27 protein-coding genes and 2 tRNA genes are annotated in these 24,648 nt (G+C 36.5%); 17 read left to right on the top strand and 12 right to left on the bottom strand.

Features of this window, described 5'->3' with window-relative positions; all coding sequences use genetic code 11:
* On the top strand, nt 1-1,436 hold a 1,436-nt coding region (tes, locus tag WIW89_RS12570; RefSeq protein ID WP_337721019.1), incomplete at its 5' end, for a tetraether lipid synthase Tes.
* Nucleotides 1,437-1,472: 36 nt separating this feature from the next.
* Here tes and WIW89_RS12575 read toward each other — a convergent pair.
* The 6 genes from WIW89_RS12575 to WIW89_RS12600 all read right to left on the bottom strand — a co-directional run bounded on the left by WIW89_RS12575 (nt 1,473) and on the right by WIW89_RS12600 (nt 6,026).
* On the bottom strand, nt 1,473-2,135 hold the full coding sequence (locus WIW89_RS12575; RefSeq protein ID WP_337721020.1) for a 2,5-diamino-6-(ribosylamino)-4(3H)-pyrimidinone 5'-phosphate reductase: 663 nt from the start codon (nt 2,133-2,135) through the stop codon (nt 1,473-1,475).
* Nucleotides 2,136-2,319: 184 nt separating this feature from the next.
* Nucleotides 2,320-2,862: an MBL fold metallo-hydrolase gene (locus WIW89_RS12580; RefSeq protein WP_337721021.1), complete on the bottom strand. Its 543-nt coding sequence runs from the start codon at nt 2,860-2,862 to the stop codon at nt 2,320-2,322.
* Complete coding sequence (locus tag WIW89_RS12585; RefSeq protein WP_443295080.1) at nt 2,859-3,587, bottom strand: phosphoribosyltransferase family protein; 729 nt, start codon at nt 3,585-3,587, stop codon at nt 2,859-2,861. The genes WIW89_RS12580 and WIW89_RS12585 overlap by 4 nt, the downstream gene beginning before the upstream one ends.
* 66 nt (nt 3,588-3,653) lie before the next feature.
* Nucleotides 3,654-5,081, bottom strand: a complete 1,428-nt coding sequence (gene gatB / locus WIW89_RS12590; RefSeq protein WP_337699542.1) for an Asp-tRNA(Asn)/Glu-tRNA(Gln) amidotransferase subunit GatB — start codon at nt 5,079-5,081, stop codon at nt 3,654-3,656.
* A gap of 38 nt (nt 5,082-5,119) precedes the next feature.
* Complete coding sequence (upp, locus tag WIW89_RS12595; RefSeq protein ID WP_337721023.1) at nt 5,120-5,770, bottom strand: uracil phosphoribosyltransferase; 651 nt, start codon at nt 5,768-5,770, stop codon at nt 5,120-5,122.
* A gap of 4 nt (nt 5,771-5,774) precedes the next feature.
* Nucleotides 5,775-6,026, bottom strand: a complete 252-nt coding sequence (locus tag WIW89_RS12600) for a 30S ribosomal protein S28e (protein WP_221287243.1) — start codon at nt 6,024-6,026, stop codon at nt 5,775-5,777.
* 64 nt (nt 6,027-6,090) lie between these two features.
* On the opposite strand from WIW89_RS12600, the gene WIW89_RS12605 reads away from it, so the two are divergent.
* Together WIW89_RS12605 and ndk are read left to right on the top strand one after the other, a co-directional pair.
* Nucleotides 6,091-6,279 carry a 50S ribosomal protein L24e gene (locus WIW89_RS12605; RefSeq protein WP_337699548.1) on the top strand — a complete coding sequence of 63 codons (189 nt, stop codon included), beginning with the start codon at nt 6,091-6,093 and terminating at the stop codon, nt 6,277-6,279.
* Nucleotides 6,276-6,701: a nucleoside-diphosphate kinase gene (gene ndk / locus WIW89_RS12610; protein WP_337721024.1), complete on the top strand. Its 426-nt coding sequence runs from the start codon at nt 6,276-6,278 to the stop codon at nt 6,699-6,701. Before WIW89_RS12605 ends, ndk begins: the two co-directional genes overlap by 4 nt.
* Here the strand turns inward: ndk and infB are convergent.
* Nucleotides 6,691-8,496: a translation initiation factor IF-2 gene (gene infB / locus WIW89_RS12615; protein ID WP_337721053.1), complete on the bottom strand. Its 1,806-nt coding sequence runs from the start codon at nt 8,494-8,496 to the stop codon at nt 6,691-6,693. The genes ndk and infB overlap by 11 nt on opposite strands.
* A 102-nt stretch (nt 8,497-8,598) precedes the next feature.
* On the opposite strand from infB, the gene WIW89_RS12620 reads away from it, so the two are divergent.
* The 8 genes from WIW89_RS12620 to WIW89_RS12655 all read left to right on the top strand — a co-directional run bounded on the left by WIW89_RS12620 (nt 8,599) and on the right by WIW89_RS12655 (nt 18,616).
* Nucleotides 8,599-9,885: an NAD(P)-dependent malic enzyme gene (locus WIW89_RS12620; protein ID WP_337721054.1), complete on the top strand. Its 1,287-nt coding sequence runs from the start codon at nt 8,599-8,601 to the stop codon at nt 9,883-9,885.
* 62 nt (nt 9,886-9,947) lie between these two features.
* Nucleotides 9,948-10,202: a DNA-directed RNA polymerase subunit H gene (locus WIW89_RS12625; protein WP_337721025.1), complete on the top strand. Its 255-nt coding sequence runs from the start codon at nt 9,948-9,950 to the stop codon at nt 10,200-10,202.
* Nucleotides 10,203-10,207: 5 nt separating this feature from the next.
* Complete coding sequence (locus WIW89_RS12630) at nt 10,208-13,585, top strand: DNA-directed RNA polymerase subunit B (RefSeq protein WP_337721026.1); 3,378 nt, start codon at nt 10,208-10,210, stop codon at nt 13,583-13,585.
* Nucleotides 13,578-16,220: a DNA-directed RNA polymerase subunit A' gene (gene rpoA1 / locus WIW89_RS12635; protein WP_337721027.1), complete on the top strand. Its 2,643-nt coding sequence runs from the start codon at nt 13,578-13,580 to the stop codon at nt 16,218-16,220. Before WIW89_RS12630 ends, rpoA1 begins: the two co-directional genes overlap by 8 nt.
* A 6-nt stretch (nt 16,221-16,226) precedes the next feature.
* Complete coding sequence (gene rpoA2, locus WIW89_RS12640) at nt 16,227-17,405, top strand: DNA-directed RNA polymerase subunit A'' (RefSeq protein WP_337721028.1); 1,179 nt, start codon at nt 16,227-16,229, stop codon at nt 17,403-17,405.
* Nucleotides 17,406-17,410: 5 nt separating this feature from the next.
* Entirely contained in the window at nt 17,411-17,716 is a 306-nt protein-coding gene (locus WIW89_RS12645) for a 50S ribosomal protein L30e (RefSeq protein WP_337699560.1), read from the top strand.
* 13 nt (nt 17,717-17,729) lie between these two features.
* Nucleotides 17,730-18,161 (top strand): NusA-like transcription termination signal-binding factor, encoded by a 432-nt coding sequence (locus tag WIW89_RS12650; RefSeq protein WP_156005046.1) that lies wholly within the window; start codon nt 17,730-17,732, stop codon nt 18,159-18,161.
* 11 nt (nt 18,162-18,172) lie between these two features.
* Entirely contained in the window at nt 18,173-18,616 is a 444-nt protein-coding gene (locus WIW89_RS12655; RefSeq protein ID WP_156005045.1) for a 30S ribosomal protein S12, read from the top strand.
* A gap of 99 nt (nt 18,617-18,715) precedes the next feature.
* Here the strand turns inward: WIW89_RS12655 and WIW89_RS12660 are convergent, their stop codons facing one another.
* On the bottom strand, nt 18,716-19,210 hold the full coding sequence (locus WIW89_RS12660; protein ID WP_156005044.1) for a bifunctional nuclease family protein: 495 nt from the start codon (nt 19,208-19,210) through the stop codon (nt 18,716-18,718).
* Between the two features lie 83 nt (nt 19,211-19,293).
* Here WIW89_RS12660 and WIW89_RS12665 point away from each other — a divergent pair, with 83 nt between their 5' ends.
* From WIW89_RS12665 to WIW89_RS12680, 4 genes are all read left to right on the top strand, one after another.
* Nucleotides 19,294-19,875, top strand: a complete 582-nt coding sequence (locus WIW89_RS12665; protein WP_337721029.1) for a 30S ribosomal protein S7 — start codon at nt 19,294-19,296, stop codon at nt 19,873-19,875.
* A gap of 57 nt (nt 19,876-19,932) precedes the next feature.
* Nucleotides 19,933-21,240, top strand: a complete 1,308-nt coding sequence (tuf, locus tag WIW89_RS12670; protein WP_337721030.1) for a translation elongation factor EF-1 subunit alpha — start codon at nt 19,933-19,935, stop codon at nt 21,238-21,240.
* Nucleotides 21,241-21,265: 25 nt separating this feature from the next.
* Nucleotides 21,266-21,574, top strand: a complete 309-nt coding sequence (rpsJ, locus tag WIW89_RS12675; RefSeq protein WP_156005041.1) for a 30S ribosomal protein S10 — start codon at nt 21,266-21,268, stop codon at nt 21,572-21,574.
* A 67-nt stretch (nt 21,575-21,641) separates the two neighbouring features.
* Nucleotides 21,642-21,725 (top strand) — tRNA-Ser (locus WIW89_RS12680).
* Between the two features lie 296 nt (nt 21,726-22,021).
* Here the strand turns inward: WIW89_RS12680 and WIW89_RS12685 are convergent.
* Both WIW89_RS12685 and WIW89_RS12690 read right to left on the bottom strand, forming a co-directional pair.
* Nucleotides 22,022-22,111 (bottom strand) — tRNA-Val (locus tag WIW89_RS12685).
* A gap of 23 nt (nt 22,112-22,134) precedes the next feature.
* Entirely contained in the window at nt 22,135-22,362 is a 228-nt protein-coding gene (locus tag WIW89_RS12690) for a hypothetical protein (protein WP_337721031.1), read from the bottom strand.
* A gap of 58 nt (nt 22,363-22,420) precedes the next feature.
* On the opposite strand from WIW89_RS12690, the gene WIW89_RS12695 reads away from it, so the two are divergent.
* Nucleotides 22,421-22,702 (top strand): hypothetical protein, encoded by a 282-nt coding sequence (locus WIW89_RS12695; protein WP_337721032.1) that lies wholly within the window; start codon nt 22,421-22,423, stop codon nt 22,700-22,702.
* 3 nt (nt 22,703-22,705) lie between these two features.
* On the top strand, nt 22,706-23,575 hold the full coding sequence (locus tag WIW89_RS12700) for an NAD(P)/FAD-dependent oxidoreductase (RefSeq protein WP_337721033.1): 870 nt from the start codon (nt 22,706-22,708) through the stop codon (nt 23,573-23,575).
* On the opposite strand, the gene WIW89_RS12705 is transcribed toward WIW89_RS12700, so the two are convergent.
* Nucleotides 23,538-24,338, bottom strand: a complete 801-nt coding sequence (locus WIW89_RS12705) for a hypothetical protein (protein ID WP_337721034.1) — start codon at nt 24,336-24,338, stop codon at nt 23,538-23,540. The genes WIW89_RS12700 and WIW89_RS12705 overlap by 38 nt on opposite strands.
* Nucleotides 24,322-24,630 (bottom strand): hypothetical protein, encoded by a 309-nt coding sequence (locus WIW89_RS12710; protein WP_337721035.1) that lies wholly within the window; start codon nt 24,628-24,630, stop codon nt 24,322-24,324. The genes WIW89_RS12705 and WIW89_RS12710 overlap by 17 nt, the downstream gene beginning before the upstream one ends.
* Nucleotides 24,631-24,648: the final 18 nt, after the last annotated feature.

A 24,648-nucleotide genomic window follows, 5' to 3' on the forward strand; every position in this document is an offset into this window, starting at 1 on the left:
ATGAAGGTAAGGGACCTAAGGTTCCATATGTAGATCTTAAATCGCCTTGTCCTTTTAACTGTGGGCTTTGTCCAATGCATCATCAGCACTCAGCTCTTGTAAACATGGTAATTACGAACAGGTGTGATTTATCTTGTTGGTACTGTTTCTTCTTCGCTGAGAAGGCTGGTTACGTATACGAACCCACTAGAGAACAGATAAAGTTCATGGTAGAACAATTGAAAAGGCAAGATATTACTCTCGTCATCCAATTAACCGGTGGAGAACCTACACTACGTGAAGATTTGATTGAAATCGTAAGAATTATGAGAGAGAGCGGTGTAAAACACATACAGCTTAACACTTGGGGCGGAACTTTTGCTAAGATGTACCTCGAAGATCCAGAATACGCAATAAAGTATGCCCGTGAGTTAAGAGAGGCTGGTGTAAACACCATATACATGAGTTTTGATGGTGTAAATAGAAGAACCAATACTAAGAATCACTGGGAAGTCCCATACACTTTAGAGGTTTTCAGAAAAGCCGGAATGACTAGCGTAGTTCTAGTACCTACTGTTATCAGAACCGTAAACGATCAAGATTTAGGGAATATAGTGAAATTCGCAGCATATAACATGGATGTAGTAAGGGCAATTAACTTCCAACCTGTCAGCTTAACCGGAATGATGAAACGCAATATGAGAAATAAGTTCAGAATAACGATTCCTGAGGTTTTAAAGGCAATAGAGGAGCAGACAAATGGAGAGATTACTAGAGATAGTTGGTATCCTATAGGAACTTCTGTTGTATTCTCTAAGCTAGTAGAGGCAATAACTGGAAAAGAGCAATTTGAGATGGCTAATCATCCAAGCTGCGGAGCCGGAACTTACGTATTCGTAGAGTGGAGAAACGGAGAACCTCATTTCATACCGCTTTCTAAGTTTATAGACCTAGAAGGTTTACTGGAGTATCTAAGAGAGAAAACAGACGAGTTAAAAGAAGGAGGAAATAAGGTCTGGATAGGTGTAAAACTATTATATAACTTGAGGAAGTTTATTGATAAGGAGAAAGGACCTAAAGACTTTGACGTTTATGAAATGCTACGTAATATTATCGTCAACCATAATTATGAAGCGTTAGGAGAATGGCACTATAGGACGTTATTCTTAGGGACTATGCACTTCATGGATCTATATAACTATGATGTCGAAAGAGTAATGAGATGCGATATACACTATACTACTCCTGATGGTAGAGTAATACCGTTCTGCACATATAATGTATTAAATGACTTATACAGAGACAAAGTGCTAAAGGAATACCAGATACCTATAGAAGAATGGAAGAAAGTCCATGGAGAAGATAGCATAGGAGATAAAATGAAGTATAGAAGAATAGCGAGTAAGTTAGAAGAAGGAGAAGTATATAAGGCAACCTACAAGCCTTTTATACAATAATTTTTTATTTTAAATTAAAAAAATTATAATGTATTTTTAATTACTAATTTTTCTATATATAATATGGACTTCTTGTCCACATTCACATAGTTTTACATTGACCAATTGTAGCTTGGGTGCGCTAATACCTGTAAAACCTTCTCCTTGAGCGAAAGATATTCCGTTTCCGAAAATTATAGGAGAGATTGTGATTCTAATTTCATCGAAACAATTTTCCTTAATAAAGTTCCAAATTGTAGTTCCGCCGCCCTCTACCATAATTTTTTTAACGTTCTTAGTTATGTAAAGGTCTCTCATAATAGAACAAATTGACATATCATTTATGTATCTAATTTCAACACCTTTTTGAATTAAAGCTTGAATTATCTGTCTCTTTTCAGAACTCTCTTCATTTAGTTTAGATGTGTAAACTGTTGTAGGAGGAGGAGTTGTGAAAATTGTATTATTTACATTAAATCTTAAACTATTTGAAATTATTACTCTAATAGGATTTTTTCCATGTGCATATTTAAGTGTCAGTTTAGGATTATCAATTCTTACTGTTTCAGCTCCCACTAATACTGCATCTACTTCGCTTCTAAGGATATGTTGTCTCCTTTTATCAGATGGGCAACTTAATTGGCTATATCTGTCTTTTGAAGCTAATCTACCATCTATACTCATAGTGCTGAATATTATAATGTAAGGTCTATCTACCATGTTTCATGCTAATTTAACGGTCTGCTTCTTTGGTAATAAGTTAAATGACCAAACTCTTATTTTACAAGTTGCTCTTTGCTTGCATAATAGGCAACAGTCTACACACACATTAATTTTTCTTATACTACAATATCTAACTTGAAGAAATCTTCCACAACTGTCACATTTCTCTTCGAATACCATGTTAAATCACTTTTTCAAAATTGTAAGCATTACATATATAACTAATTTTATTCTTAATGCCGCTGGTTCTACTAGCTCCAGTAAACAGTATAGAATCGAACATTATGAATATTGACCCACTAACTGGGGTATTGCTCTTAATAACGGTAATTTTGTGACGAGGATCTACACCTAAAATCTCGTTCATATATTTCAAGTTTGACTCAGATAATTCGACGGTTACGTTCAAAGGCTCATAATTACTATTTTTATCACCTCCTTTTCTCAGTAGAGAAGCTACTTCTCTACTAGATATAATTAATGCAGAGAATAACCTCGATAGTACACTAGCTCCTCCTGCTACCTCACGTCTATAACTCGTTAATATTATCCATTTCAACTTTTTTGAATTTCTTTCTAAGATCTCATAAATTCCATCTATAATTATAGATGAGTCACTCCCATCACTTGAGTCTATCAGGATAAAACTTTCTCCTATGTCTATTAAATAAACTAGGAAATTTCCTTTTATTGCGTATACGTTATTGACTAGCTTGCTTATCATAGCCTAAAAATAGGGTAGATATTTATAGTGTTAACGTGTTTAATCCATTCTCGGCCAACAGATGCAATAGTTATAGCACCTACGACTTCAGCTCCGCTCTTATTTAGCAATTTATAAGCTGCATAAATAGTAGTTCCAGTTCTTATCACGTCATCGATAAGCAGAATCTTATCTCCTCTATTAATATAATCTTTTCTTAGATATATGGTCGTTACCATTCCCTCTGACTCTTTAAGGTTTTCGTCTATATACTCTAAGTGGATAGAATCCTTGTGTTTTTTCATAACTAGTAATGGTTTAGCTAAAGCCGAAGCTGCAAGTGTTGCAAACGGAATTCCATTTACAGCTATAGTAACTATTTTGTTTACTTCTTTATTTCCAATGTATTTCTGATAATAAATTTCTACCAGCATTTTTAACATGTTAGGATAAAATAGTAGTGAAGAAGTATCTACAAATCCATCTTCATAAAATGAGATTTTGTTGTAAAAGAACTTTAGTAGGAACTCTTCATTCTTAATTTTATCGAGAATTTCCTTTGAATGTATTTCACTAGGTATGGTATTACCATTGACATACCTACATAGTAAACTTTCCTGGATATTAAGTAATTTAGATAACTCCTTGTAGGTATACGCGTTCTTCAGCTCCTTAAGCAAATCAACCACAAGTAGTCTAATTCTCAGTTCCTTGTATTTCGAGTAAGTGGAAATAAATATCACCACCATGTATTCATATTTAGATGAACGCGGTCTTAAGAACTGAATGGTGAAGATAAACCCACGCCGTGATTACTTACTCTCGCCGCTAAGAATTTTTCTTATGAGTTCGTTGGTCAATTGTGGATCGGCTCTTTTACCCGTCTTTTTCATAACTTTCCCTACTAGGTAGTTAATCACTTTAGGATCTTTTCTAGCTTTTTCAGCTGCATCTGGCTCCTCTTTGATTACTTCCCTTATTATCTGGACGAGGAATTCCTCGTCCTTTACTGCCGTAAGTCCCCTTTCTTTAATTATCTGACCTGGCATTTTACCTTCTAAAACTACTTCAGGTAAGATTTCTTTAGCTATCTTTATTGTAATTACACCATCATCGAGAAGTTTAAGTAACTCTACTAGATGTGATGGTGTGGCTTTCGATTGGGACGGCCTCAGGTTCTTATCGTTTAGCCACCTTAGATAGTCGTTAATTAATAAATTAGCGAGTTTCTTGTAGTTAAAGTAGTTCTTAGCCGTCTCCTCAAATAAGTCAGCTAGCACTTTATCCGTTACTAAAACTGTTGCATCATATTCAGTTATTTCGTATTGTTTCACCAACCTTTGTATTCTAATATCTGGTAGTTCAGGGAGACTTTTTCTAATTTCTTCTACTAGTTGTTTGCTTATAGGATAGGGTGGTAAATCTGGGTCAGGAAAGTATCTATAATCTTCTTCTTGTTCTTTAGTTCTAGTTGGTACTGTTACTTTCCTTTGTGCATCCCAATGTCTAGTCTCTCTCTCCACTTTTAGTCCCTGAGCAATTGCGGCTCTTTGCCTAGCTATTTCGTATTTTATTGCTTCTTCAACTTCTTTTGGTGATCCAATATTCTTTACTTCCACTCTTTCTCCTCCCTCAACGGATACATTAGCATCAGCCCTCATAGCCCCTTCTAAGTCACAATTACATACACCTAAATGCTCTAGTATAGATCGTAGTTTTTCTAGAAATTCTCTCGCTTCTCTAGGTTCTGTCATGTCAGGCTCAGTTACTATTTCGAGCAATGCCATACCAGACCTATTGTAATCTAAAAGAGTGTATTTGCTGGTCAACATAGACCCGGTTGGATAAATAATTTTTGCCGGATCCTCTTCTATGTTTATTCTCCTTATCCTTACAGTTTTACCATCTCTCAGTTTTACAAAACCACCTTTACTTATTGCAATACTTCCGGGACCATCATACTGAGAGATCTGATAATTCTTCGCCATATCTGGGTAGAAATAATGTTTTCTTACCATAGATAGCCTATCAGCAACTTCCCCATTAAGTGCCAACGATACCATTATTGCGTATTTTAAGGCATTCTCGTTGATTATTGGTATAGCTCCCGGTAAGCCTAGACAGACAGGGCATACGACAGTATTTGGTTCTTTATCTATGTAGTCCGTTGGACAAGAGCAAAAGAGTTTGGTTTTTAACGCCGTTAAGTGAACGTGAACTTCTAAGCCTATTTTTACCATAGCTAATACGTTATGAAAATCTCCATTTATACTTTATCTTATCCAAACGCTCTGTCTCCAGCATCACCTAAACCTGGTATTATATAACCTCTATTGTCTAATTCTGGATCTATTGAGATAGTAAACAAGTAGATATCTGGGAATTCTGCTAGAAGTTTTCTGACTCCATATTCAGATATAATCACGGAAACTATATAGATTCTTTTTGGACTATAATTTTTAATAATGCTTATTATTTTTTTCATAGTACTTGCAGTAGCTATCATTGGGTCGGCTATTATGACGTTATCTTTAGAAGTTATATTAGGTATCTTTGAATAGAATATTTCAACCTCCATTTCTTCTGGAAATTCTTCCTTGACTTCTTTTTCCTTTCTACTAGCAGCGATTACACCTAGCCTAGCTGTCGGTAAAGCTTTTAAAAGTCCTTCCACAAGCGGCGTAGCTGCCCTTAGAACGTTTATTATTACTATATTCTCTAAATCATAAATTCTAATGCCCCTAGCTTTTGTTCCTAAAGGTGTTTCAACTTCAACTGTTTCGTAATCTAACGTATTTAAAAGCTCATAACCGATAATTCTACCTAATCTAACCATTGTTTTTCTGAAGTTAATTTGATCTGTCGTTTTAGAACGTAGTTGAGTTAAAAAATGAAGAGTAACTGGCTTAGAAAGCAAAAATAAAGGCATAGCTTTACCTCTTACTGCTTAATTTCCTCGCTTCTCTTTCAGTTTCCCTAAGTATGAGGATATCTCCAAGTCTTACTGGTCCTTTAACGTTTCTTGTTAGTATTCTTCCCTTGTCCCTTCCTTCTAGAACTCTTACTCTAACTTGAGTAACTTCCCCTGTAACCCCTGTTCTATCTAAAATCTGTATTACTTCAGCCGGAAAGCCGAATTCTTCTATTATTGGTGATTGAGTTGACTGTTTCGCTTTCTCGCTCACTCTTATTACCCAAAAGATCACAATACCAATTCACTTAAATACTTCACTATGTGTATTATCAATCATGGTTTCAATAAGGCAGTGTAGTTTCTGCGGAAAAGAAATAATGCCTGGTACTGGATTAATGTACGTCAGAAACGACGGTTCAATATTGTGGTTTTGTTCTAACAAGTGCAAAAAATCTATGCTAAAGTTACATAGGGATCCTAAGAAGTTAAAGTGGACCAAGGCTTACATAGGTGGGGCTAAGTGAAACAGAGGACTTTTGTAATGATTAAACCAGACGGTGTAAAGAGAAGACTAGTAGGCGAGATAATTTCCAGATTTGAGAAGAGAGGTTTTAATATAGTAGCAATGAAGATGGTTCATATAGATAGAACTACAGCAGAAAGATTATATGAAGAACATAAGGGGAAGTCTTTCTTTGAAGAATTGATAAATTATATAACATCTGGACCGGTAGTATGCATGGTAGTTGAGGGAGAAGAAGCTGTAACTGTTGTAAGAAAAATGATTGGGAACACTGACCCTAAAGAGGCACCACCAGGTACTATAAGGGGGGATTATGCTTTAACGAAAGCAGAAAATGTAATCCATGCATCGGACAGCGAAGAAAAGGCTAAAAGAGAAATGAGCATATTCTTTGCAGAAAAAGAGATTGTTGCTATAATGTAATACCCAATCCGTATGTTGGATCGGAACTCTTTTTAATATTAATTATCTCTTTTATTACTTCCTTCATATCGTCTGTTATAATATCCTTATATTTAGTTAGCAGAATTTCTAAGTCCTCTTTGGGCACGTCAGTATATAATACGTCTCCCTCTTCAATTTGGCGTCCTACCATAACATTACCTTTTATAGAAACTGCTACTTCCATTCCTTTCGTGGCTTTCTCTACTGTCTTCTTGTTATCTTGGATTTGCTGGATCTCTCCTACTTTTCTACCATCTTTCTTAATTAGAGGAGATTTAGGTTTTATGATCCCTCCTAATACTTCTACTCCGACGATTACAGGGTCACTTCTCCTAAAGACATACCCTGGTAAAATCCTGAACTTTCCAGGCAGAACTAAAGAGTCTAAAGTTTTACGTTTTTCGCTTTCCTTTACATCAATAATATATTTTTCTATATCATCAATTAACTGATAGATAATTTCACCATAAATTAACTTAATTTTAGTAGGTATCTCTATTCCAGGTAGAGGTTTAACTCTAAAGGCAGCAATTAATCCGTATTCTTTTGCTTCTTGGCTCGTTAATTCTGCCTCCGTAATGTCTCTTTTACTAATTGGTCCAATATCTGCTAATCTTATAGGTATCTTCTTCTGCTGGAGCGCCGTAATTATAGCTTCTAAACTACCTAAGCTATCTGCCTTAACTACAACCCCTGCTACGCTTGCATTATAGTACCTTACACTGGATATTTCCTCTTGTATGATTTTCTTGAATTCCTCAATTTTACTTTCATCATCTACTGCGAATAAAGGAGAGCCAGCTAATGCGTTCTCTAAATCAGGAGCATAGATTTTAACGCCAGCCGCAGCGTAGACTTCATCTATAGCAGTTAAGTCAGTTTTAACTACTTTTATATCTTGTAAAGGCTTGGGAACTAAGATAGAACGAACTTTTGTTATTATTGGTCCATTTATACCTCCTAATGCTATTATATCATTCTTTTTGAGTACTCCCTCGTAAATGATTACATCTATAGTATGTCCTAAACCTTGAATTTCTTTAACCTCAAGTATAACACCTTTTGCTGGTCCCTCAGCAAACTTCAGTTTGTTTTTCATGTAGTTTTGAGTAAGCCCAGCAAGTAAAGCTAGAAGTTCAGCTATTCCTTCTCCTGTTTTTCCAGATACTGGGACTATAGCTACAGTCTTTGTGAAATCCTTTATTCTGTCGAATCTTTCCGAACTAAATCCTTGTTCTGCTAGTTGTGAAACTAAGTTGTAAACTAGTCCGTCTAAATAATTTTTTACATCTTCTCTCTGTTTAGAGAAGCTCTCTAAGAACGAATATGTGTTCTGAACTCTCCACCCTGGGATTTTATCTATTTTGTTTGCCGCAACTAAAAACGGAACTTTTCTATTTTTTAATATCTCTATTGATTCAATCGTTTGCTTTTGAAATCCCTCGGTTATGTCTACAACTAATATGGCTATGTCTGCTACGCTCCCTCCTCTTTTTCTTAGATTACTAAAGAGTTCATGTCCTGGTGTATCTATAAATAATAATCCAGGAATTTCTAGTTTTATAGGGAAAATCTTTTTTAGTGGTTCTGCTAGTTTTTCAATTACGCTGGTTGGAACAAAGCTTGCTCCTACTTCCTGCGTCATCTCTCCAGGCTCTTTTTTAACTACGGCTGTACCTCTGATTTTATCTAGTAATGTTGTCTTACCGTGGTCTACGTGGCCAAGTACCACTACTATCGGTTGTCTCAGTTTCTTTTGTAATTGTTGGGTAATTTTTATTCACCTTTAATGGTTTAACCTTCTATTGACTAATTAAAGTAGCGGTAATATAGCTCGAAAAAATTTAATCTTTTTAAAAAGTAGGATAATGGGGCTATTCATTTGAGTGAACTGGATAAGAAAGCTATAGAAATTTCTTCAAAATACAGAGGAAAGATACAAATTCTCCCTAAGGTTCCTATAAAGTCCTTAGATGATTTCTCAGTTTTATATACGCCCGGCGTTGCTGCAGTCTCAAAAGAAATTGCTAAGAATAAGGATCTCTCATTCCAGTATACGTATAGATGGAATTCCATTGCAATTGTAACGGACGGAACGAGAGTATTAGGACTCGGAGATATAGGACCAGAGGCAGCGATGCCAGTAATGGAAGGTAAAGCGCTATTATTCAAGTACTTAGGTGGAGTAGATGCAGTACCTCTGACTGTAGGCACTAAAGACCCAGACAAAATTGTTGAGGTTGTTACCATTTTACAACCGGCTTTCGGAGGGATTAACTTAGAGGATATAGAATCACCAAAATGTTTCTATATACTAGAAAAATTAAGGGAAAAATTAGAGATACCAGTATGGCACGATGATCAGCAAGGGACAGCTGGTGCAACATTAGCTGGTTTAATAATAGCTCTGGAACTTACTGGAAGAGAGACTAAAAATACAAAAGTAATATTATACGGTGCAGGTGCGGCAAACATAGCGACGGCAAGACTCTTATATAAATACGGAATTCCTTATGAAAATATGATAGTAATAGATTCTCGTGGACCCTTGTATAAAGGTAGGGAAGATGAGGATGAAATGAAGTTAGAAAATCCGTGGAAATACGAACTTCTAGAAAAGACAAACAAAGATGGTGTTACGAAACTCGAGGACGCTTTTAAGGGAGCTGACGTTCTAATTGCTGCTTCCAGACCTGACCCTGGCGTAATTAAGCCTGAATGGATAAGACTAATGAGTAAAGATTCAATCGTATTCGCCTTAGCAAATCCCACGCCTGAAATATGGCCTGAGGAGGCCAAAAAGGCTGGAGCTAAAATAGTTGCAACTGGTAGAAGTGACTTGCCTAATCAAGTAAATAACTCGTTAATTTTCCCCGCTGTATTTAGAGGTGCTCTTGACGTAAGGGCTAAGACTATAACTGATGAAATGGTAATTGAAGCTTCAAGAGAATTAGCTTCTTTCGCTAGGCAGAGAGGGACTAATGAGAACTACATAATCCCTAAAATGACCGAATGGGAGGTCTATCCTAAAGTTGCAGCAGCTGTAGGTATGAAAGCAATGCAGCAAGGTGTAGCTAGGTTTAAACTATCTTATGAAGAGTTATATGAGTCAGCAAGAACAATGATAGAACATGCGAGAAAGCTTCTTGCATCACTAACGTAATTTTTTTAAATTGGTAACTTGTATTGTCATATTACACGTAAATTCTAGTGGTGAAAGTTAAAATGCGTTCTTCATCGAAAAAGAAAGTTGATCCCCTTCAGTATAATCTCGTTCCGAAACACGAAGTTCTATCTCTCGAAGAAGCCTATAAGGTTCTAAAAGAGCTTGGAGTAAGACCAGAACAATTACCTTGGATTAGAGCTTCAGATGTCGTTGCAAGGGCTATAGGTGCAAAGCCTGGCGACATAGTTAGAATAACTAGGAAAAGTCCATTCACTGGAGAAAGTGTAAGTTATAGATATGTGATAAGTGGGTGAGCGATTTGTTAACAACAGAACAACGGTGGATGATAACAGAGTCTTTCTTTAAAGTTAGAGGGTTAGTACGACAGCACTTAGATTCGTTCAACGATTTCCTACGTAATAAACTTCAAGAAGTCATAGATGAGCAAGGAGAAATAACTACTGAGATACCTGGGTTAAAGATAAAGCTAGGGAAAATTAGATTCGATAAACCGGGTATAAGAGAGACTGACAGAGGACCTCTAAGAGAAATAACACCTATGGAGGCTAGGTTAAGGAATCTAACTTATTCTGTTCCATTGTACTTGACAATGATCCCAATAGAGAATAATATAGAGGGAGAACCGGTCGAGGTCTACATAGGAGATCTACCCATTATGCTTAAGTCAATTGCAGATCCTACGGCAACATTACCTCCTGAAAAACTTATTGAGATAGGAGAAGATCCAAAAGACCCGGGCGGGTACTTTATCGTAAATGGAACAGAGAAGGTGATTGTAGCTCAGGAAGACTTAGCGACTAATAGAGTTTTAGTTGATTATGGAAAATCTGGTAGTAACATTACACATGTGGCTAAAGTAACCTCTGCAGCTGCTGGATATAGAGTACAGGTGGTAATTGAAAGGCTAAAGGACAGTACGATTCAGGTATCTTTCGCTACAGTACCTGGAAAGATTCCCTTTGTAATTTTAATGAGAGCTCTAGGATTTACTACAGATCGTGATATAGTATATGCTGTGTCATTAGATCCAGAGATTCAAAACGAGTTATTACCTTCATTAGAGCAAGCGAGTTCAATAACTACAGTAGAAGACGCATTAGATTTTATAGGTAACAGAGTCGCTGTAGGTCAAAAGAGAGAAAACAGAATACAAAAGGCTGAGCAGGTAATAGATAAATACTTCTTACCTCACTTAGGAACTTCGCCAGAAGATAGAAAGAAAAAGGGTTACTATTTAGCTAGTGCTGTAAATAAGTTACTCGAACTCTACCTTGGAAGGAGAGAGCCAGACGACAAGGATCATTACGCTAATAAGAGAGTGAGACTTGCTGGAGATCTTTTTACAAGTTTATTCAGGGTTGCATTCAAAGCATTTATGAAAGATTTGGTTTACCAACTTGAAAAATCAAAGGTTAGAGGAAGAAGATTATCTCTGACAGCTCTCGTTAGAGCGGATATTATAACTGAGAGGGTAAGACATGCATTAGCCACTGGAAATTGGGTAGGAGGAAGAACTGGAGTTAGTCAATTGCTAGATAGGACTAACTGGCTCTCTATGTTAAGCCATCTAAGAAGGATAGTTTCATCACTTGCTAGAGGCCAACCTAACTTTGAGGCTAGAGATTTACATGGTACACAATGGGGAAGGATGTGTCCATTTGAAACTCCAGAAGGTCCTAACAGCGGTCTGGTCAAGAATCTTGCTTTATTAGCCCAAATCTCAGTGGGTATAAACGAATCTACCGTAGAGAAATTCGTATACGATCAAGGAGTACTGAAAGTAGAAGATATTATAACAAAAGTTACAGAAGAAGGAGAAGATATAGAGAAATATCTCACGTGGAGTAAAGTTTACATTAACGGGAGACTAGTAGGATATTATCCCGACGGTAAGGAGTTAGCGGAAAAAATACGAGAAGCGAGAAGGAGTAATAAGTTAAGTGATGAAATTAACGTTGCGCATATCGTAACTGAGTATATTAACGAAGTAAGAATAAATTGCGATTCAGGAAGGGTAAGAAGACCTCTAATAGTAGTTAAAGACGGTAAACCTCTGGTGACAGAACAAGATATAGAAAGAGTATCTAAGGGAGAAATAACCTTTGATGATCTAGTAAAGGAAGGGAAAATAGAATTCCTTGACGCTGAAGAAGAAGAAAATGCATATATCGCACTTAATCCTGAAGACCTAACTAAAGAGCATACTCATCTGGAGATATGGCCTCCAGCAATCTTAGGAATAACTGCTTCAATAATACCATACCCTGAACATAACCAATCTCCTAGAAACACTTATCAATCTGCTATGGCTAAGCAAGCCCTAGGACTATACGCAGCAAACTATCAGATAAGAACAGATACTAGGGCTCACTTGCTTCACTATCCGCAAAAGCCTTTAGTGAAAACTAGAATGCTAGATGTGATTGGATATAATGAGAGACCTGCTGGAAATAACGCTATCTTAGCTGTTATGTCATATACTGGATATAACATGGAAGACGCTATAATAATGAACAAGTCGTCAGTTGAAAGAGGAATGTACCGGTCGACGTTCTTCAGATTATATGTTACTGAAGAGGTAAAGTACCCAGGTGGACAAGAAGATAAAGTAATGGTTCCAGAAGCAGGTACTAAGGGATACAAGGGTAAGGACTATTACAGATTATTAGAGGATAACGGTATAGTTCCTCCAGAGGTAGACGTTAAAGGGGGAGATGTGCTTATTGGTAAGGTGAGTCCACCAAGATTCTTACAAGAGTTTAAAGAATTAGCTCCTGAGCAAGCCAAGAGGGATACGTCGATAGTCACAAGGCACGGGGAAATGGGAACAGTTGATCTCGTCTTAGTTACGGAAACAGCAGAGGGTAACAAATTGGTTAAGGTACGTGTAAGAGATTTAAGAATTCCAGAGATCGGAGACAAATTTGCTACAAGGCACGGTCAAAAAGGGGTAATAGGAATGTTGATTAGTCAAGTAGATATGCCTTATACTCCCAAGGGCGTTGTGCCAGATATAATACTTAATCCTCATGCATTACCATCAAGAATGACAATAGGTCAAATCATGGAAGCATTAGCAGGAAAATATGCAGCACTGACGGGCAAGGTTGCTGATGCGACTCCATTCATTGAGACCCCGAAGATAAATGAGATCAAGAAAGGTATATTGGAATCTGGTTTTCTACCAGACGGTACTGAAGTAGTATATGATGGAAGAACTGGGCAAAAAGTAAAGAACAGAGTGTTATTTGGAGTAGTATATTATCAAAAGCTTCATCACATGGTAGCTGATAAAATGCATGCAAGAGCTAGGGGGCCGGTACAGATTCTAACAAGGCAACCTACTGAAGGAAGAGCAAGAGAAGGAGGTCTAAGATTTGGAGAGATGGAGAGGGACTGTCTAATAGGCTTCGGAACAGCTATGCTAATTAAGGATAGACTTTTAGATAATTCAGACAAAGTAACGGTGTATGTATGCGACCAGTGTGGTTATATAGGTTGGTACGATAGGAATAAGAACAAGTATGTTTGTCCTATTCACGGGGATAAAACTACTTTACATCCTGTCACGGTCTCTTACGCCTTTAAACTATTATTACAAGAGTTAATGAGTATGGTTATAGCCCCGAAACTTATATTAGGTGATAAAATAGCTTTAGGTGGTTCAAATGAGTGAAAAAGTTATTAAAGGAATAAAATTCGGTATTCTCTCGCCTAATGAAATTAGGCAGATGTCGGTTACCGCAATTATAACTCCTGAAGTTTATGACGAAGATGGTACGCCTATTGAAGGAGGGGTAATGGATCCTAGACTCGGGGTTATAGAGCCTGGTCAAAAATGCCCAGTATGCGGAAACACACTTTCAGCTTGCCCTGGTCACTTTGGGCATATAGAATTAGTGAAGCCAGTTCTTCATTATGGGTATGTAAAGCACGTTTATGATTTTCTCAGGGCAACATGTAGGCATTGTGGTAGGCTTAAGATAAAAGAAGAAGATTTGGAAAGATATAGGAGAATTTATAATTCAATTAAAGATAGATGGCCTTCAGCAGCTAGAAGGTTAGTAGAGTATGTCAAAAAAGTAGCTATGAAAAACATGGAATGCCCTCATTGTGGAGAGCATCAATTTAAGATCAAGCTTGACAAGCCTTATTATTTTAATGAAGAAAGAAACGGATCCTTAGTGAGATTAACTCCATCGGAAATTAGAGAGCGTTTAGAGAGAATACCAGATTCGGATGTAGAATTAATGGGCTATGACCCTAAAACTGCAAGACCTGAATGGATGATACTTACAGTATTGCCAGTTCCTCCGATTACTATACGTCCCTCAATTACAATAGAAAGTGGTATCAGAGCTGAAGACGACCTTACACATAAGTTAGTTGATATAGTGAGAATAAATGAGAGGTTAAAAGAGAGCTTGGAGGCTGGAGCTCCTCAACTAATAATAGAAGACTTATGGGACTTATTACAATATCATGTATCAACCTATATTGATAATGAAATACCCGGGCTTCCTCCGGCTAAACATAGATCTGGGAGGCCTTTGAGAACTTTAGCTCAGAGGTTAAAAGGTAAGGAAGGAAGATTCAGAGGTAACTTATCTGGTAAAAGAGTAGACTTCTCAGCAAGAACAGTAATTTCGCCTGATCCAAGTATAAGTATTGATGAGGTAGGGGTTCCTCAGACAATAGCTAAGATTTTAACTGTTCCTGAAAGAGTTACTAAATTTAACATTGAAAGAATAAGGCAATATATAATAAATGGACCAGACAAGTGGCCTGGAGCGAATTATGTTATTAGAACCGACGGTAGAAGAATCGATCTAAGGTATGTTAAAGACAGAAAGGAGCTTGCTGCAAGCATAACTCCAGGCTACATAGTAGAGAGACATCTAGTAGACGGTGATACCGTTCTATTTAATAGGCAGCCGTCTCTACATAGGATTTCAATGATGGCTCATAGAGTTAGAGTATTACCCGGTAGAACATTCAGATTAAATGTATTAGTATGTCCACCTTATAACGCTGATTTTGACGGAGATGAGATGAATTTGCATGTGCCTCAGTCCGAAGAAGCAATAGCAGAAGCTAGAGAGATTATGCTGGTTCACAAGAACATCATTACTCCAAGGTATGGAGGACCTATAATGGGAGGAGGTCAAGATTATATAAGCGGTGCTTATTTATTGTCAGTAAAAACTACTTTACTAACTAAAGAGGAAGTAGCCACAATACTAGGTGTTACAGACTTCAATGGCGATCTAGGAGAACCTGCGATTCTGTCACCTAAGCAGTATTATACTGGAAAACAAGTGATAAGCTTATTCCTACCTAAAGACTTTAACTTCCATGGAGTAGCTAATATATCAAAGGGAGTTAGAGCTTGTAAGAATGAGGTATGTCCTCACGATTCATATATTGTAATTAAGAACGGAATTCTACTGGAGGGCGTTTTAGATAAGAAAGCTATAGGTAATCAGCAGCCAGAAAGCGTTCTGCATTGGTTAATTAAAGAATATGGTACAGAATATGGTAAGTGGATAATGGATAACGTCTTCAAGATGTTTATAAGATATATAGAGTTAAGAGGATTTACTATGACCTTGGATGACGTAACAATTCCGCCAGAGGCGTTAAAAGAAATAGATCAGAGTACAGCTGATGCATATAACCAAGTTAACGAATTAATTAAGAAATATAATGAAGGTAAGCTAGAACCAATTCCCGGCAGAACGTTAGAGGAAAGCCTGGAGGATTATATACTAGATACATTAGACAAATTAAGAAAAATATCAGGTGAAATTGCTACTAAGTATCTAGATCCGTTTAATAATGCCTACATTATGGCCATAACTGGAGCTAGGGGTAGCGAGTTAAACATTACACAGATGACTGCCATGTTAGGACAACAGTCGGTTAGAGGAGAAAGATTAAAGAGAGGGTATATGAACAGAACTTTACCTCACTTCAAGCCTGGCGACATTTCGCCAGACTCAAGAGGTTTCGTTCACAACTCATTTACTAGAGGATTAACGCCAATAGAAATGTTCTATCATGCTGCTGGAGGTAGAGAAGGATTAGTAGATACTGCAGTGAAGACTTCGCAAAGCGGATACATGCAAAGAAGACTTATAAACGCACTATCAGACTTAAGAGTTGAATACGACGGAACAGTAAGATCTTTATATGGTGAAGTAATGGAAGTATCTTATGGTGATGATGAAGTCCATCCAATGTATAGTGCTCATGGTAAGTCGGTAGATATAAATAGAATAGTTGAAAGGGTCATAGGTTGGAGGAAGTGATTAATCATGGTTTCCGAACAAATGAAGAACTATATTGATAAAAAATTAGAAGAGGTTAAATCAAAATTACCAGATAAAGTAATCCAAGATCTGAGAGATACTTTATACAAACTCGAAATCGAAGTGAGTCAAGATGAAGTAGATCGTATAATTGAATTAGCTATTAAGGAGTACGAGTCCTCATTAGTCGAACCAGGTGAAGCCGTAGGTGTGGTCGCTGCCCAATCAATAGGTGAGCCTGGGACGCAGATGACGTTGAGAACGTTCCATTATGCAGGTATAAGAGAACTCAACGTTACACTAGGCTTACCAAGATTAATAGAAATAGTGGACGTAAGAAAGACTCCTTCAACTCCAATAATGACAATTTATTTAACAGATGAGTACAAATATGACAAGGAGAAAGCACTAGAAATAGCGAGAAAAATCGAGTATACAAAAGTAGAGAACGTTATAGCGTCAGTTAGTTTAGATATATCTTCTATGTCAATTACTTTACAGCTTGATGAAGATATGTTAAGAGATAAAGGGCTTACTGCAGAAGAAGTAAAGAAGACAATTTACAAACTGAAACTAGGAAAAATTAGAACTGAAGACATCGATGAGAATACGTTCACTATATACTTCGAAGAAATAGATAGTATAACCGGATTATTTAAAATGAGAGAGAAGATTCTGAACTCCAAAATTAAGGGAGTTAAAGGTATAAAAAGAGCCATTGTTCAGAAAAAGGGCGATGAATATGTTATAATAACAGACGGTTCTAATGTTGAGGGGCTAATAGGTATTAAGGGGGTAGACATTTCAAAGTTACAAACTAATAACATTCATGAAATAGCGGAGATATTTGGTATTGAAGCTGCGAGGGAGCTAATAGCTAGAGAAATAAAGAAAGTACTTGATGAACAAGGTTTGGACGTAGATATGAGACATATATTGCTAGTAGCCGATGTAATGACTAGAACGGGTACAGTAAGACAGATAGGTAGGCATGGAGTAACTGGTGAAAAAAGTAGCGTACTAGCTAGGGCTGCATTCGAAGTCACAGTGAAACATTTACTTGACGCTTCAGCCAGGGGTGAAGTCGAAGAATTTAAAGGTGTAGTAGAAAACATTATAATCGGGCAACCGATAAGATTGGGTACTGGAATTGTGGAGTTGTCCATGAAACCTAATGTAAGGTGATATAGATGTCTGAGAGTATAAGTTTTGAAGGGGAACTTAGAACTCTTCTGAGGACTGGAAAAGTTATTCTAGGTACTAAAAGGACTTTAAAAATGCTAAAGCTAGGAAAAGTTAAAGGTATAATAATTGCTAGCACCTTAAGACAAGACTTGAAAGATGATTTAATTCATTATGCTAAACTTGCTGGTATACCTTATTATGAATATAAGGGTAGTGCGTTAGAATTAGGTACTCTTTGTGGTAAGCCGTTTATTGTGTCTGCAATAGGTGTTATTGATGAGGGTGAATCAAAAATTTTTCAAAATAAATGAGGTGAATTAAATAGTGCCTGAGATAAAATTAACATCAGAAGAATTAAGATATATGTCACTTTTTCAAGATATAACTAAAGTTACAGCTAGGGATTGTATTATTGATGAAAAAAATAACAGGATTATATTTCTTATAAACCCAGAAAATATGGGAATAGCTATAGGTAAAAATGGAAGTAATGTAAAGAAGCTAGAGAAACTTCTAGGTAAATCAGTTGAAATAGTAGGTTATAGTGATAATCTAGAGGATTTAATAAAGAACCTTATGGCTCCAGCTAGGGTTAAAACCATAAAGTTAGTAGAGTCGAATTCTAAGAAAACAGTTTATATTACGGTAGAAGCGCAAGATAAAGGTTTAGCAATTGGTAAAAGTGGTAGGAATGTCGAAAGGGCTAAGTTAATATTAAAAAGGTATATGGATATTGATTCAGTTGTTGTAGTATAAAGGTGAAAGATGTGGCAGGAAGTAAGTCTCCTAAAGGGTTATTTGCTGCAAGAAAGCTTAAGTTAAAAAGACTGAAGTTTAGGTGGCACCAGAGGTCTTTCAAGAGAAGAATGCTTAAACTAAAAGAGAAGTACGATCCATTAGAAGGAGCGCCTATGGCGAGAGGTATAGTATTAGAAAAAGTTGGTATAGAATCAAGGCAACCTAATTCTGCTGTTAGAAAAGCTGTTAGAGTGCAGTTAGTTAAAAACGGTAGAATAGTCACGGCATTCGTTCCAGGAGACGGTGGGGTAAACTTCATTGATGAGCACGATGAAGTAGTAATTGCTGGTATCGGTGGAACGCTAGGGAGATCAATGGGTGATCTACCAGGTGTTAGGTACAAAGTCATTATGGTTAATGGAGTCTCTCTGGATGCGTTATATAAAGGAAAGAAACAAAAGCCAGTAAGGTAATAAGTAATAATGAAATTTTTGGCTTACAAAATACAAATTTTAGGCATTATTTTGGTATTATAAAATAAATTTTACAAATCCTAAAAAGAAAGATAAAAATTATTCCACATCTGAACCTCTTTTCTTTTCCTCAGCTTCCTGCTCTTCAACCAACTGTTTCTTTACGAATATTGGTTTGTCGCAAAGCAAAGCCAATAGTACAGCATGGCTTGGTATTAATTTTTTCTCTATTATAACACCGTCGAACTTGAACTCTACTGTAGCAACGTATACTCCACTTTCCTTTATTATATCATCTATGATTACCCTGTTAACAATTTTCTTTAAATTTTCCTTTATATCGGTAGAGAAAGAGATTATATCATATAATATATCATATAGACTCTCTCTATTATCGTTTCCAGTAATTCCTTCATATTCGTTTTTACCTTGAAGTTTATTCACGAGAATTACTATCTCGGGTGGTATATAAAACATCTTAAATTCTCTACTATCTTCTAAATATAACACCATAGTAGGAATTGCGTGAAGAGGATAGAAGAATGCATCAACTCTTTTGACTCTTATTAGATTCTCATCAGTGTCTGCTTGCATTAATAAATAATAGATACACAAACTCTATTAAACCCTTCATAAATAGATTTAAGGAAATAAGAAATAAGTTGAAGGAGACCACTATGGCGTATGAAGTTTCAAATTTGGATATAAAGGTCTTTGGTAAATGGGACACTAAAGTAGAAGTTAGAGACCCGAGTCTAAAGAAGTACATTAACTTAATGCCAGTTTATTTACCGCACACTGGAGGAAGACATGAACATAGAAGGTTCGGTAAGGCTAAGTTACCGATAGTAGAAAGGTTGATAAATAACCTCATGAGGCCGGGTAGAAATAAAGGTAAAAAGATGCTTGCTTATAATATAGTGAATACGACTTTAGATATAATTGCAGTAAAGACAGGGCAAAATCCCATACAAGTCCTTGTAAGAGCGATAGAGAACGCAGCACCGAGAGAAGAAGTAACGCGTATAATGTATGGTGGTATAGTTTACTATGTAGCTGTAGACGTTTCCCCACAAAGAAGAATTGACCTTGCTTTGAGACATATAGTAACTGGAGCTAAAGATGCTTCATTTAACAATCCTAAGCCTATAGAGGAGGCACTTGCGGAGGAAATTATTGCTGCAGCCAATAATGACCCCAAGAGCTTTGCGATTAGGAAAAAAGAGGAAATAGAGAGAATCGCGTTAAGCTCAAGGTAATAGTATAGCTAAATTTTTAATGTTCACCCTGGTATTAATGTGTAAGAGGTAAAGGACATGTCACAAAAGCCCCACCTTAACTTAATCGTTATAGGACACGTAGACCACGGTAAAAGCACACTAATAGGCAGGCTTTTAATGGACAGAGGTTTCATAGATGAGAAAACTGTAAAAGAGGCTGAAGAAGCAGCTAAGAAATTAGGAAAAGAATCAGAAAAGTATGCATTCCTACTAGATAGACTAAAGGAAGAGAGAGAAAGAGGTGTAACAATTAATTTAACTTTTATGAAGTTCGAGACCAGAAAGTATTTCTTCACAGTAATTGATGCTCCAGGTCATAGAGACTTCGTAAAGAACATGATCACTGGTGCTAGCCAAGCTGACGCAGCTATAATTGTGATTTCAGCTAAGAAAGGTGAATTTGAAGCTGGAATGAGTGCTGAAGGTCAGACTAGAGAACACATAATTCTAGCGAAAACAATGGGAATTAACCAAATGATTGTAGCAGTAAACAAGATGGACTTGACTGATCCCCCGTATGACGAAAAGAGATACAAAGAGGTCGTAGACACTGTAACTAAGTTCATGAAGAGCTTTGGATTTGATATGTCTAAGGTAAAATTCGTTCCAGTGGTAGCTCCAGCAGGTGAGAACATAACTCAGAAATCATCTCATATGCCTTGGTATAATGGTCCTACTCTAGAGGAACTATTAGATCAGTTAGAAGTACCTCCTAAACCCGTTGACAAACCTCTCAGGATACCGATTCAAGAGGTATATTCAATTTCTGGTGTAGGTGTAGTGCCGGTAGGTAGAGTAGAAAGTGGTGTACTAAAAGTCGGTGACAAAGTCGTATTCATGCCTGCTGGTAAGGTAGGTGAAGTAAGATCTATCGAAACACATCATACGAAAATTGAAAAAGCTGAGCCTGGTGATAACATAGGATTTAACGTGAGAGGTGTAGAGAAGAAAGACATTAAGAGAGGAGATGTGGTAGGTAGTGTACAGAATCCGCCCACCGTCGCGGAAGAGTTCACTGCACAGATAATCGTAATATGGCATCCTACTGCGGTTAGTGTCGGTTATACACCTGTGGTACATGTTCACACCGCCAGCGTGGCATGTAGGGTAAGTGAGATTGTGTCTAGGATAGACCCGAAGACAGGTAAAGAAGCAGAGAAGAATCCGCAGTTCATAAAGGCAGGAGATGCTGCAATAGTTAAATTTACCCCGATCAAGGATCTATGTGTAGAAAAGTTCAGAGAGTTCCCAGCACTGGGAAGGTTTGCAATGAGAGATATGGGTAAGACAGTAGGAGTAGGAGTAATAACTGAAGTTAAACCTAAAAAGATAGAGATTAAATAAGGTTTTTTATATTTGGTGAATTTTCATGCCCTCAAAGGCGCGGATAAGATTATGGAGTACAAATATTGATAACTTGAATTTCGTAGTGAACCAAATAAAAACGATGGCACAAAAAACTGGAATACAGATTAGAGGTCCGATACCTTTACCTACTACTAGAATGGAAGTTCCTATTATGAGATTACCTCACGGGGAAGGAAAGAAAAAATGGGAACATTGGGAAATGAAAATACATAAAAGGATTATTGATATAACAGCAGATGAAAGAGTAATGAGACAGTTAATGAGAGTAAGAGTTCCTGATGACGTATATATTGAGATTCAACTTATATAAAAAGGGAGAAGATTTCTTATTAACAATTTATTTTATATACGGCTTCTTCATATCATAATAATAGCGTGCCGGGGTGCCCGAGCGGACTAAGGGGCTGGCCTGGAGAGCCAGTGTGGGCAACCACGCGCGGGTTCAAATCCCGCCCCCGGCGTTCTTTCTTAAGGATTTAATTATAATTTTAGGCAATTTCTCTTTCGATACTTATAGGAAACCTACGGTTTTTGACATGTTTATAGATAATAGTGTCTCATTAATCTATGCAGTAGAAACCTGATTATTCATGCGATGGTAAATAATTACTTACTTCGTAAAAGTCAAAACTTTCTTGGTCGTATTTATTAAGTGATACTATTACACTTAAGTATGGAAGTTAACGATCGTGTGTCAAATCTCATCTCGGCTAGTAATATAAAACAGCGGTTATAGTTGGAAGGTTATACTATGAAATGGGCCCGCCGAGATTTGAACTCGGGACCTCCGCCGTTCTCAGCATATACTTGTGAGGGCGGCGTCCTAACCAGGCTAGACTACGGGCCCATTAAAAAATTATGCGTTTTGCTTTATATACCTATCGCGACTGCAAACCCTTCCTTAAAATCTGCTATATCTGGGTCAAGATTTATGGCTATAAGTCTTTCTTCAGTTTTGCTTAAATCCAGTATTCTTATCGAAAACTCTTTGAAAATAGTTTTAAATTCTTCCTTTAACTTCTGAGCTTCTTGGGATGATGTAGTATATGCTACTATTCCTCCGCCTTGGAGTATTGTTGAACCTAAAAATGATTTCACTTGATATTACCCCTTTACAATCCTTATAAGTATAATTAGTTATAATGATAAAAGTGACATGCTTAAGATTGTAGTAAGTAATAATGACGAAATAACGATAAGCAAGGAAATAATAGAGTATTTGAAATCTCATAATATCTTTTTCACATTCGAGTATGACTTACTGAGTGACTATACTGAACTAGAATATAACGGAAGAAAAATCAAGGTACTACCTGGTGACGATATTAATGATCTGATAAGAAAAGTAGTGGATGGAGAGGATAACAGAAATGATCGTAATAGTGAAATTTTCAAGGTTAGATGGGATAGAATTTTATCATCTGGAGCCTTAGTATAGCATGTGAATTTAATCTTAGGAGGAGGAATAGCGGGTCTACTTTTAGCTTCAAGTAAAAAAGACAGTATGGTTATAGAGTCTCAAAATAAGGTTGGAGGAATTTTCTCTTACGAGGATATAGGGGAATTCTCTATTCCTCTTTATCCACCATTAACTGCTCGTAAGTGTGATCTATTTAACCAATTTAGCTACAAGGAGGTTGAGTTAAACGTTATTTCAAGGAAAGAGAATTACTTATTAGAAAAATTAGGTGTTTCAAACCTCCCTGAATGGTTAGTATTTAATGAAAAAATGTATTACATAGATAATTTAAGGTTAATTTTGGATAGTTTATCTAAAACGACTAGGGTCAGACTTTCAACAACATTCACGTATAAGGGAGGTAAGAGGATAATTTTAAGTAACGGTATAGTGATAAAAGCAGATGAAATATATGTTACAGTGCCTTCTTACTTACTTAACATTAAAAAGGGTAGGAGTGTAGGATTCTTAGAGGCAGTATTCTTAATTAACAAAAGTGATAGAACAGAAAACACCGTAATAGTTGATGGAGACAAAGGTGTGGCGTTTTCTCATGTGGTTTTAGCTAGTTGGGTAAATAACTCTTATGATATAGTTTATGTTCTAGTTCCGTTTTCTATGAAGATTCCTTCATGGGATAGAGTTTATGGAGATTTGAAGAGAAAGAACATACTTAAAAAAGGGGATATCATCAGTTTTAGATACAGAGTTATAAAGGATGCAATACTTGAGCATGATCATGATAACAAATTGAAGGAAGAAACTGAAGAAGGAATACATTTCTGTGGAAGATTAGGTAAATGGCGTAATTTCACTATCTGTGAAACAATAAACGATATCCTTCACTGCTAAACCATTCTACAAACTTTCCAGAAACTTCGACTGCCTTGGATACTGGGGTTCCGTTTAGTCTTAGTATGAAGTAACTTGCTAATAGTATGTCTCCAGTCCCCACTTTATACTCTCCAATTCTCGATGGCCTATAATTTACCGTTAAGCCTTTAGAATGTAGAATAAATCCATCTTCGTCATAAGATATTAATATCTCGTTAAATCCCATATCGTATAATTTATGCAAATCCATTTTCGAACCGCCTATTTCCTGATAATTAGCGTGGAATATTGCTAAGTTTTTAGATTTTGTAAATATTGACGATATGTCGTGCTGGATTATTTTAACTTCTTTATTAGGTTCGCACAGTCTCACAAATCCTTGAATATCTATTGCTACTGGCTTAGTGATTTTAGGTAAGGTATTGAGTTCTTTACATACTGGATTTATAATGATTCCATCTATATCTCTACAATTTATTAGACTAATATCTAAATTTTTCTCATTTTTCTTTCTCAGAATTAATTTTCTAGTTCCATCTTGGTTATATATGAGTTCAAATGTTGGAATTGAATTCACATATTCTAATCTATATTTTGATAGGAAGGAGGGTAAAGTTTGCTTATACTTTTTTTCTATCATGGAGTATATTATAGGTTGTCCTCCTAACATGTATATAGCGAATCCTGAATAGAGAGGAGGTCCTCCTAACCGCTCTCCTTTATTGGTTAGAAGATCTATTGTAAAGCTCCCTACAATCGCTATTTTAGTCTTGATTTTCATCTTCTTCCTCTTCCTCTTCTACTCTTACTTTTTCTTCTTCCTCTTCCTCTTCTACTCTTCTTGTCTTCTTACTCCATAACGATTCTTTATGAGCTTCTAAATGATTCTTTAAGTCATCTACTGTAAAGAAGTATGCACCATAATCTGGTATTCCCCCTTTTTTACATATCGGTGTGCATATAGGACAAGCATACAGTTGACTTATTTCGTCGAAGCATACATCAATAGTTTTATTTTCTGTCGAGAGCTGGATTATTTTCCATTTAGGAATCCATCTGGTTGTAGATGACATGTATAATTAGTTTTAACA

Source organism: Stygiolobus sp. CP850M, assembly GCF_037389425.1.
Classification (GTDB): domain Archaea; phylum Thermoproteota; class Thermoprotei_A; order Sulfolobales; family Sulfolobaceae; genus Stygiolobus.